The sequence below is a fragment of the Streptantibioticus parmotrematis genome (assembly GCF_019890615.1).
In the GTDB taxonomy this organism is placed as follows: domain Bacteria; phylum Actinomycetota; class Actinomycetes; order Streptomycetales; family Streptomycetaceae; genus Streptantibioticus_D; species Streptantibioticus_D parmotrematis.
On record NZ_JAINVZ010000026.1, the window covers coordinates 75,892 to 85,140 of the forward strand.

Sequence of the window (9,249 nt, forward strand, 5' to 3'; positions counted from 1 at the left end):
GGCACCCGGTGCCGCCGCCCCGCCCGGCGGGCGCCGCGGATCACCTGACCGGCGGGGCGCGCGGCGGGGCGCGGCGGGCGTCGCGAGGGGAGCGCGGCGGGGGTTTCTCCACGGCGCGACCGGAGGCGTGGCGACGCGGCCGTGCCGTCACGCGGACGGCGGCGGGCGACGGGCGGGGGCCCGGGACGCTCACTAGGCTCCCCCGCGGGGACCCCCGCCGTAAGGAGCAGGCCGTCATGACTCTCCGCCTGAGGACCATCTCCCGCGACGAGCACCTCGCGTTCGTCGACAGCCTGCCGTCGGCCAGCCACCTCCAGGTGCCGTCCTGGGGCGAGGTGAAGGCCGGGTGGGAGCCGGAGAGCCTGGGGTGGGTGGACGACCGGGGGCGGATCGTGGGGACCGCGCTGGTGCTGTACCGCGCGCTGCCCAGGGTGCGCCGCTCCCTCGCGTACCTGCCGCAGGGCCCGGTGATCGACTGGACGGACGCCGACCTCGGCCGGTGGCTGGAGCCGCTGGTGGAGCACGTGCGCGCCCGGCGGGCGTTCGCCGTGAAGATGGGGCCGCCGGTGATCGTGCGGCGCTGGGACGCGGCGGCGGTGAAGGACGCGATCGCCGACCCGGGCGTGCGGACGCTGGCCGACGTCGCGCCGACCGCCACCGATCCGGTGGGCCTGGCGGTGCCGGAGCGGCTGCGCGCGCTGGGCTGGCGGCGGTCGGACGACGCGAGCGGTGGCGGCGAGCACGGCTTCGCGGCGGGCCAGCCGCGCCATGTCTTCCAACTCCCGCTGTTCGGGCGCACGTTGGAGGAGATCCAGCAGGGCTTCAACCAGCAGTGGCGGCGCAACGTGAAGAAGGCGGAGAAGGCGGGCGTGAAGGTGGTCCGCGGCGACCTCGACGACCTGACCGCGTTCCACGAGCTGTACGCGGAGACCGCCGCGCGCGACCGCTTCGTGCCGCGCCCGCCAGAGTATTTCCGCCGCATGTGGCGCGCGCTGGCCGCCGAGCACCCCGACCGCATCCGCCTCTACCTGGCCTCGCACGACGGCGACACCCTCGCGGCGGCCATCATGATCACCGTCGGCCGGCACGTCTGGTACTCCTACGGCGCCTCCACGTCCCGCAAGCGCGAGGTCCAGCCGAGCAACGCCGTCCAGTGGCAGATGATCCGCGACGCCCACGCACTCGGCGCCGACGTCTACGACCTGCGCGGCATCACCGACACCCTGGACGAGTCCGACCCGCTGGTGGGCCTGCTGCGCTTCAAGGCCGGCACGGGCGGCGAGGCGGCCGAATACGCGGGCGAGTGGGATCTGCCGCTCAACTCCGCGCTGTACAGGGCGTTCCGCTTGTACCTGGGCCGCAGGGGCTGAACAAGTTCTGTGTGAGCCGCAGGGGCTGAGCGGGTTGTCTGTGAGCCGCAGGGGCTGAACGGGCGGGCCGCTCCCGGCCTGATCACGCCACCCCCCTCAGGGGATCACGGGCGCCCCGGGGCGTCGGGGTCGTAGGGTGGATCTTGACGCCTCGGCGGCGCACCCCTCGGACCTCGGCCGCCGGTGGGAAGGAGACGCGCAGCAATGACCCGTACCGCAGTGGTCACCGGAGCCAGCAGTGGGATCGGGGCCGCGACCGCGCGCCGACTCGCGGCGGCCGGATACCTCGTCGTCCTCGCCGCGCGCCGTGAGGACCGCGTCAAGGAGCTGGCCGCCGAGCTGCGCGACGCCGGGCACGAGGCCCGCGCACACGCCCTCGACGTGACCGACCGCGCCGCCGTGGACGCCTTCGCGGCCTCGCTGGAGCGGTGCGACGTGCTGGTGAACAACGCGGGCGGCGCGCTCGGCGCCGACCCGGTCGAGAGCGCCGACCCGGCCGACTGGCGGGCGATGTTCGAGGTCAACGTGATGGGCGTGCTCCACCTCACGCAGGCCCTGCTGCCCGCGCTGCGCGCCTGCGGCGACGGCACGGTCGTCGTGCTCTCCTCCACCGCGGGCTTCACCGCGTACGAGGGCGGTGGCGGCTACGTCGCCGCCAAGCACGGCGCGCACGCCATCGCCGCCACCCTGCGCCTGGAGCTGTGCGGCGAGCCGATCCGGGTCGTCGAGATCGCGCCGGGCATGGTGCGCAGCGAGGGCTTCGCGCTGACCCGCTTCGGCGGCGACGAGGAGAAGGCCGCCGCGGTCTACGCGGGCGTGCCGGGCCCGCTGACCTCCGACGACGTCGCCGACACCATCGCGTGGGCGGTGACCCGCCCGCCACACGTCAACGTGGACCTCCTCGTGGTGCGGCCACGGGCGCAGGCCGCGCAGCACAAGGTGCACCGGGAGGCGTGAGCCCCGTGCGGCGGACGCGGCCGGTCCTCGTCTACGACGGCGACTGCGGGTTCTGCGCGGCCTGCGTGCGGTTCACCGAGCGCCGCCTGCGGCCCGACGCCGACATCGTGGCGTGGCAGTCCGCCGACCTCGACGCGCTCGGTGTGAGCCGGGAGCGCGCCGAGCACGAGGCGTTGTGGGTCGCCCCGCCGGGCACGGTGTACGGCGGGGCCCAGGCGGTGGCGCGGTTGCTGCTGCGCGCGGGCGGCGGCTGGGCCCCGCTCGGCGCGGCGCTGACCCTGCCGCCGCTGCGCTGGGTCGCCCACGGCGTGTACCGGGTCGTCGCCCGCAACCGGGGACGGCTTCCGGGAGCCGACGGGGCGTGCTCGGTGCGTGGTTGACGCCGCGTCAGGACGACTCCTGGCGCGCGCTGCCGCGCAGCGCGTCCAGGTCCGTGATGACCAGCCGCCCCCTGCTGCGGTTCGGCAGCAGCACGCCTTCCTCCTGGAGGCGGCGGGCGTGCCGTTCCACCGACTTGCGGCTGATGCCGCACCACCCGGCCAGTTCCAGCTGGGTGAACCCGGCCAGTTCCACCCCCCGCCCGGTCCGCACGCCCTCGGCCAGTGCGAGCCGCAGCAGCACCCGGCTGAATCTCAACTCCGTTGACGCGACCGCCAGATCGGCCTGGCACCGGTCCGACTCGCGCAGCCGCTCGATCATCACCGCGAGCAGGTGGGCGGTGAGCGCGGGGTGGGCGCCCAGCAGCTTCTGGAACGTGGTCCTCGCCAGCACCTGCGCGACGACCAGCGTCACCGCCGTGACCGTCGCGCTGCGCCGCCCGCCGCGTATCGCCGCCATCTCCCCGATGATGTCGCCCGTCTGACGTAACGCCAGGTAGGTGCCGGTGCCGTCCTCGCCGTACGCGACGACGCGGCACCTGCCCGAGGTGATGATCGCGGTGCAGCCGTCGTCCTCGGTCTCGGAGAAGACGCGCTGGCCCGGCGGGTACTGGCGGCTGCGGCTGGACCTGGTCAGCTCGGCCCGTTCGGGGTCGCTCAGCAGGTCCCAGAACCTCACTGGGGACATGGCGGCAAGTGTCACCCAATAGTGACCCCTTGTGCGTCAGTTGACGCTTTTCGGTCAGTCACGAGCTGTTGTGATGCTCCGACCTCCGGTCCGCGGCACATCGGAAGCGCATCGGAAGCACTCGGCGGTATCGGCAGTACAGGAGAGGCACGTGACCGATCAGTTGAGACCCCAGGTCCCGGACGGCCACCGGACCACCAACGTGAACCACGGCAACAGCGGCATCACCTTCAACGGCGGCCGTGACGTGAGGGTCGGCGACCACAGCAACATCGTCAACGGCGACCAGAACGACAACAGCACTCACCACGACAACAGCACGCACCTCACCTTCAAGCAGCGCCATCCGGCCGCCTTCGCGCTGCTCGTGCTGGCCGGTCTCGGTCTGGTCGGCGGTGGCGTGGCGGCGGTCAGCACCGGGGGCGGCGGTGGGGGCTCCGGGGTGGACACCTCCGTGGTGAACGAGCCCGGCGCACGCGGCGCTTCGGACACCGTCGGGCAGATCCGGGTGGCGGAGAAGGACGCGGACGCCGCCGCGTGGTGTGCCATGGTCGCGCCCACCGACGGCGGTTGCGCGAAGGAGATGAGCGGGCAGTTCCAGCGCACCTCCTCCACGTTCCGCGGCCAGACCGACAAGGTCGGCGTCGGCACCCCGCAGTTGGGCAAGAACAGCGCGCAGGTGCCGTTGAGCTGGAACGGCAAGGAGCAGGGCACCGTGCCGCTGGTCTGGTCGGGCGGCCGGTGGCAGATGAGCGGCGGCGACGCGAGCATGGTGCAGCTCGCGGGCGGCGTCTTCCTGTCGCTGGTCGAGGAGGAGAACGGGCAGCTCTCGCTCGGCGGGATCCCGCTGCCGTGATCACGCCGCGAACCGCCACCGAGGCGCCCCGGCACGCGCTGGTGCTGGTCACCGACGTCGAGGCGTTCAGTCCGCGCAGTGACGTCGAGCAGATGCGCGTACGGGAGGACCTGTACCGGGAGTTGAGGGCCGCGTTCGGGCCGCAGGCGTGGCGGGCCTGCCGGTGCGAGGACCGGGGGGACGGCGTGCTGGTCGTCGTGCCGCCCGGCGTCCCGAAGGCGGCCGTCTTCGGCGAGGCGCTGCCCGCGCTGGACGCGGCGCTGGCCTGCCGCCGCAGGGGCGATCCCACGCTGCGGCTGCGGGTGGCCGCGCACGCCGGGGACGTGCGCTTCGACGGGCACGGCATGGGCGGGCACGCCGTCAACCACGCGTTCCGGCTGGCGCAGAGCGAGCCGCTGCGGGCGGCGCTGGCACGGGCGAGGGGCGACAGCGCGCTGCTGGTCTCCGACGCCCTGCACGAGACGCTGGCGCACGACGGGCATCCCGGGGTGGACCCGGCCGCGTTCCACCCGGTGGACGTCGAGGTCAAGGAGACCCGGGCGCGGGGCTGGCTGCACGTACCGGACGACGACGCGACGGCCCGTCAGATCTCGGCGGCCCACCACACCGGACGGGAGCGGCGGCCCGGGCGGACGGAAGGCGGTGTGTCGCTGAACGCGGGACGCGACCTGTCCCTGACCGACGCCACGGTGGCGAACGGGGACGTCAACGTCACCGCGTCACAACGGGGTTGGTGGCGCGGCGCGGCGCAACGACGACGGGGAGGCACCCGATGACACGACACCGCGCACTCGTCCTGACGGCCGTCGCGCCCGCGCTCGCGCTCGTCGTGGCATGCGGTGCGCCGGCGGGCCGCCCGGCGAGCAGGGCCGAGGTCTGCCAGGGCTTCGACGCGCTGGGCGACCAGCTCCTGCAAGGGAACGGCGTCTTCGGCAACCCGCTGTTCCACAAGGCGGGCGACCTGGCCTGGCTGGCCTCCCGCTACCAGGGGCAGCCCGACCTCTCCCGCGACGCGGCGGCGCTGCACCGCATCGCGGGGGCCGACTCCACCACCGGCGCCGACCTGATGGACGCGACGGTGAACATCGCCACCCTGTGCGGCCACCCACTGACCCTCGGCACCTGACATCCCACGCGCACTCGCACGGTCAAGCACACGAATCCCACGGGGGCTTCCCATGATGGAACGCGTCAAAGGCGTCCGTATGGCGGTGTTCGGCGCCGTCCTCATCCTCGTCGCACTCGTCGGCATCCCGCGCCTGCGGGTGTACGGCGCGGAGTGCGACTCCCTGATCGGCCAACTCGCCCAGTACGGAAGCCAGTCGACGAGCATGAAGTGCACGACGGTCGACTACCTCCTCCAGGCCAAGGACTGGATCCTGGCCTGGGGAGTCTTCTCCCTCCTGGGCGGCGCTTTCCTGATGGCGGTCTCCCGCGCACACGAGGAGTGACCCGCCCGGCCGCGCCCGGAGCCACCGCCTCGCCGATCGTGGCGGGGGTCAGCCCTTGACGCAGACGACCTGCTTGAGTTGGGCGACTACCTCGACCAGGTCGCGCTGCTGGTCGATGACCTGCTCGATGGGCTTGTACGCGCCGGGGATCTCGTCCACCACGCCCGCGTCCTTGCGGCACTCGACGCCCTTCGTCTGGTCCTCCAGGTCGCGGGTCGTGAAGCGCTTCTTCGCCGCGTTGCGGCTCATCCGCCGGCCCGCGCCGTGCGACGCGGAGTTGAAGGCGGCCGTGTTGCCGAGGCCGCGCACGATGTACGAACCCGTCCCCATCGAGCCGGGGATGATCCCGTACTCGCCGGAGCCCGCCCGGATCGCGCCCTTGCGGGTGACCAGCAGGTCCGCGCCGTCGTAGCGCTCCTCGCTCACGTAGTTGTGGTGGCAGGAGATCACCTCGTCGAAGCCGACCTTCGCCTTCCTGAACTCCTTGCGCAGCACGTCCTGGAGCAGCGCCATCATGATCGCGCGGTTGCGCCGGGCGTAGTCCTGCGCCCAGAACAGGTCGCGCCGGTAGGCGGCCATCTGCGGGGTGTCGGCGACGAAGACGGCGAGGTCGCGGTCGATCAGGTCCTGGTTGTGCGGGAGCTTGCGCGCCTCCCCGATGTGGTGGTCGGCCAGCTCCTTGCCGATGTTGCGCGAACCGGAGTGCAGCATCAGCCACACCGCGCCGGTCGTGTCCAGGCACACCTCGATGAAGTGGTTGCCGAAGCCGAGCGTTCCCATCTGCTTCGTGGCGCGTTCGCGGCGGAATCCCACGGCTTCCGCCAGCCCGCCGAAGCGCGCCCAGAAGTCGTCCCAGTCGGCGGTGGCGATGCCGTGCAGCCCGCGCGGGTCGACCGGCTCGTCGTGCAGGCCGCGGCCGACCGGGATCGCCCGCTCGATCCTGGAGCGCAGCCGGGACAGGTCGCCGGGCAGGTCGTTCGCGGTGAGCGAGGTCTTCACCGCGCTCATCCCGCACCCGATGTCCACGCCGACCGCCGCCGGGCAGACCGCGCCGCGCATCGCGATCACGGATCCCACCGTGGCGCCCTTGCCGTAGTGCACGTCCGGCATCACGGCCAGGCCCTCGATCCACGGCAGCGACGAGACGTTGCGCAGCTGCCGCATCGCCACGTCCTCGACGCCCGACGGATCGGTCCACATCCGGATCGGCACCCGGACGCCCGGGACCTCGGTGTACGTCATCTTTCCCCCTTGGATGCTCACCCTCGGCGTCCTTACCGGGGCGAAGCGGTCATACCGCCGTACAACTCAGTCAAAGCGTGTCACAAAAGTAATCAAGGACGAAGCCACTCAATCAGCACGCGAACCCGGCGGCGGCACAGAACTCTGCGGTAGACATTGTGTCGGGCGGGTGCGAGGCGGCGGCAACACGTTTTCCGGAAGGGGCCAGGTCAGTGGCGGCAAGGGGAGAGCCCACGGCGAAGCCGGCACGCGACCGAGAGCCCACGGCGAAGCCGGCACGCGACCGCGCCCTCACCGGCGGGGTACTCGTGGGCGCGTTCGCGCTCACCGCGGTCGCCGCGCTCAGCGGGTGCAGCTCCTCCGGCGGCGCCGACGGCAGCAACGGCGGCTCGGGCACCGGCGTGCGCACCGGTTCGGTGAGCGCCGCCCCGCCCGGCAAGTACCAGACGCTCCCCGAGCCCTGCGGCAGCGTGAGCCAGGACACCCTGCACGACCTGCTTCCCGGCGCGTCCGACTACTCCGGCGACTCCGCGCTCACCTACGACACCGACCGCATCGTCGGCTGCAAGTGGTCCGGCGTCCTGTCCGGCCAGGAACGCCACCTGCGCGTCACGCTGGAGCGGGTGGTCTCCTACGACCCCACGGTCAGCGACGAGGACAAGGCCGAGCAGGACTACGAGCAGAAGGCGTCCGCCGCGCACATCCCCGACGCGATCCCGTCGGACTCGGCGTCCACGCCGGCGTCCACCTCGGCGTCCACGTCGGCGTCCACCTCGGCGTCCACCTCCGCCTCGGCCCCGGCGCCGTCCGACTCGCCTTCCACACGGCCGGGTTCGAGCCCCTCGGGCGCGGCGGGCCCGTCCGCGTCCAGCAGCGCCCCGGGCGCCGACGACCCGGACACCGCGCCGCGCCGGGTGGGCGGGATCGGCGACGAGGCGTATCTCGACGACATCGTCACGACCGAGGACTCCGACGTCCGCCGCGAGGTCACGATCGTCTTCCGCGAGTCCAACGTCCTGGTCACCGTGGTCTTCTCGCAAGGCTCCACCGACAAGACGCAGACACCGGCCTCCGGCCCGCTGCAACTGGGCGCGGACGACGTGGCACACGAGCTGGCGAAGAAGATCGAGGAAGCGGAGTAGCCCCGCCGCGGACGGACCCGGCCACCCCTGCCACCCGTTCACCGACCACCCGCCATTCCCTCACCAATCAGGACAGATGCCCCATCCTCCAACCCTCCGGAACGAAAAGGGCGTTCGACTGGACGAACAGGGCGAAGCACGTATCGTGGCCGTCCGTACGACGACCGACCGAAGGACCCGACCCATGCACGCAACCGCCCCGCGCCTCGCCCGCCTGATCGCCTGCGCGGCAGTGCCGGCGATGCTCATCGCCGGCTGCTCGTCGGGCTCCAAGGCCTCCTCCGACGATGCGAGCGGCTCCTCGGCGCCGTCCTCCACCACCGCCGCGCCCACCCTGGCCGCCGCCCGCTACACCAAGCTGCCCGACCCGTGCGGGGCGATAGCGGCGGCCACCGTGAAGACGATGGTGCCCAGCGCCCAGGACGCGGGCGGCAAGGCGGTCAGCTCCGGCGACGACAGCCACGCGGGCTGCTCGTGGACCGGCCTCGACGGCTACCAGTACCGCTTCCTCGACGACACCTTCCAGCGCTTCGACACCATCGCGAACAGCACGTCCGCCGAGGACCAGGCGAAGTCCGCGTACCAGCTCGCCGTGCAGACCGCGGCGAAGGCGTCCGGCGCGAAGGCCGTGGCCGCGCCGGGTCTGGGCGACCAGGCGACGCTGATCACGTGGGACGCCAAGAAGGACGGCGCGCAGTACCACTACGCGACCGTGATCGCGCGTTCCGCCAACGCGATCGTCACCGTCGACTTCAGCGGCGCGGGCCTCCAGGGCGACGAGCAGCCCAAGACCGACCGCATGGACAAGGACGCCGAGCAGGCCACGAAGGAAGCGCTGGCGGCCCTCAAGTAGCCGCCGCGCCTGCCGCGTTCACGCCTCCGCCGCGTACCGGCCCCACACTCTCCCGCACACATGTGCCAGGCTGTCGCCCGCAACAGCCCGAACAGGGAGGGGTTCCCAAGTGACCGCGCCACTGAAGGTCACACGCGCGCATCGCATACTCATCGGGGTGGTCGTCGCCGGTGCGCTGGTCATCGCCGGTATCGGCTTCGCCGGCTCCTACGCGGCCGTGCGTGCGCTGGCCATCAGGAAGGGATTCGGCGAGTTCGCCTACTTCTTTCCGATCGGCATCGACGCGGGCATCTGCGTCCTGCTCGCCCTGGAT

The 9,249-nt window shown here is 72.6% G+C and carries 12 protein-coding genes; 10 read left to right on the forward strand and 2 right to left on the reverse strand.

Annotation, left to right across the window (positions count from 1 at the left end; translation table 11 throughout):
- Positions 1–236 precede the first annotated feature (236 nt).
- The 3 genes from K7472_RS27740 to K7472_RS27750 all read left to right on the forward strand — a co-directional run bounded on the left by K7472_RS27740 (position 237) and on the right by K7472_RS27750 (position 2,707).
- Positions 237–1,370, forward strand: coding sequence for a lipid II:glycine glycyltransferase FemX (locus tag K7472_RS27740; RefSeq protein ID WP_222981316.1), 1,134 nt, complete (start codon positions 237–239; stop codon positions 1,368–1,370).
- A 204-nt stretch (positions 1,371–1,574) separates the two neighbouring features.
- Positions 1,575–2,327 carry an SDR family NAD(P)-dependent oxidoreductase gene (locus tag K7472_RS27745; RefSeq protein ID WP_222981317.1) on the forward strand — a complete coding sequence of 251 codons (753 nt, stop codon included), beginning with the start codon at positions 1,575–1,577 and terminating at the stop codon, positions 2,325–2,327.
- A complete protein-coding gene (locus tag K7472_RS27750; RefSeq protein WP_222981318.1) occupies positions 2,324–2,707 on the forward strand; it encodes a thiol-disulfide oxidoreductase DCC family protein in 384 nt (127 codons plus the stop codon). The genes K7472_RS27745 and K7472_RS27750 overlap by 4 nt, the downstream gene beginning before the upstream one ends.
- Positions 2,708–2,714: 7 nt before the next feature.
- Here K7472_RS27750 and K7472_RS27755 read toward each other — a convergent pair whose 3' ends face one another.
- Positions 2,715–3,392, reverse strand: coding sequence for a Crp/Fnr family transcriptional regulator (locus K7472_RS27755; protein ID WP_222981319.1), 678 nt, complete (start codon positions 3,390–3,392; stop codon positions 2,715–2,717).
- A 151-nt stretch (positions 3,393–3,543) separates the two neighbouring features.
- Between K7472_RS27755 and K7472_RS27760 the strand changes: the two genes are divergently transcribed.
- The 4 genes from K7472_RS27760 (at position 3,544) to K7472_RS27775 (ending at position 5,699) form a co-directional block, all read left to right on the forward strand.
- A complete protein-coding gene (locus tag K7472_RS27760) occupies positions 3,544–4,248 on the forward strand; it encodes a hypothetical protein (protein WP_222981320.1) in 705 nt (234 codons plus the stop codon).
- Positions 4,245–5,024 (forward strand): adenylate/guanylate cyclase, encoded by a 780-nt coding sequence (locus K7472_RS27765; protein WP_308014120.1) that lies wholly within the window; start codon positions 4,245–4,247, stop codon positions 5,022–5,024. The genes K7472_RS27760 and K7472_RS27765 overlap by 4 nt, the downstream gene beginning before the upstream one ends.
- A complete protein-coding gene (locus K7472_RS27770) occupies positions 5,021–5,374 on the forward strand; it encodes a molybdenum ABC transporter substrate-binding protein (protein ID WP_222981321.1) in 354 nt (117 codons plus the stop codon). The genes K7472_RS27765 and K7472_RS27770 overlap by 4 nt, the downstream gene beginning before the upstream one ends.
- A 79-nt stretch (positions 5,375–5,453) precedes the next feature.
- Positions 5,454–5,699, forward strand: a complete 246-nt coding sequence (locus tag K7472_RS27775; RefSeq protein WP_222981322.1) for a hypothetical protein — start codon at positions 5,454–5,456, stop codon at positions 5,697–5,699.
- 48 nt (positions 5,700–5,747) lie between these two features.
- Here K7472_RS27775 and K7472_RS27780 read toward each other — a convergent pair whose 3' ends face one another.
- The gene (locus K7472_RS27780) at positions 5,748–6,941 is read right to left on the reverse strand and encodes an RtcB family protein (protein ID WP_222981323.1); all 1,194 of its coding nucleotides are present in this window, start codon (positions 6,939–6,941) and stop codon (positions 5,748–5,750) included.
- A 212-nt stretch (positions 6,942–7,153) separates the two neighbouring features.
- On the opposite strand from K7472_RS27780, the gene K7472_RS27785 reads away from it, so the two are divergent.
- From K7472_RS27785 to K7472_RS27795, 3 genes are all read left to right on the forward strand, one after another.
- Positions 7,154–8,083, forward strand: coding sequence for a hypothetical protein (locus K7472_RS27785; RefSeq protein ID WP_252396343.1), 930 nt, complete (start codon positions 7,154–7,156; stop codon positions 8,081–8,083).
- Positions 8,084–8,267: 184 nt separating this feature from the next.
- The gene (locus tag K7472_RS27790; RefSeq protein ID WP_222981324.1) at positions 8,268–8,936 is read left to right on the forward strand and encodes a DUF3558 family protein; all 669 of its coding nucleotides are present in this window, start codon (positions 8,268–8,270) and stop codon (positions 8,934–8,936) included.
- 109 nt (positions 8,937–9,045) lie between these two features.
- A partial coding sequence (locus tag K7472_RS27795; RefSeq protein WP_222981325.1) for a DUF2637 domain-containing protein occupies positions 9,046–9,249 on the forward strand: 204 nt, incomplete at its 3' end.

Coding starts and splice junctions, on each gene's coding strand:
- K7472_RS27740 (WP_222981316.1), top strand. CDS start 237: ATGACTCTCCGCCTGAGGACCATCTCCCGCGACGAGCACCTCGCGTTC.
- K7472_RS27745 (WP_222981317.1), top strand. CDS start 1,575: ATGACCCGTACCGCAGTGGTCACCGGAGCCAGCAGTGGGATCGGGGCC.
- K7472_RS27755 (WP_222981319.1), bottom strand. CDS start 3,392: ATGTCCCCAGTGAGGTTCTGGGACCTGCTGAGCGACCCCGAACGGGCC.
- K7472_RS27770 (WP_222981321.1), top strand. CDS start 5,021: ATGACACGACACCGCGCACTCGTCCTGACGGCCGTCGCGCCCGCGCTC.
- K7472_RS27775 (WP_222981322.1), top strand. CDS start 5,454: ATGGCGGTGTTCGGCGCCGTCCTCATCCTCGTCGCACTCGTCGGCATC.
- K7472_RS27780 (WP_222981323.1), bottom strand. CDS start 6,941: ATGACGTACACCGAGGTCCCGGGCGTCCGGGTGCCGATCCGGATGTGG.
- K7472_RS27790 (WP_222981324.1), top strand. CDS start 8,268: ATGCACGCAACCGCCCCGCGCCTCGCCCGCCTGATCGCCTGCGCGGCA.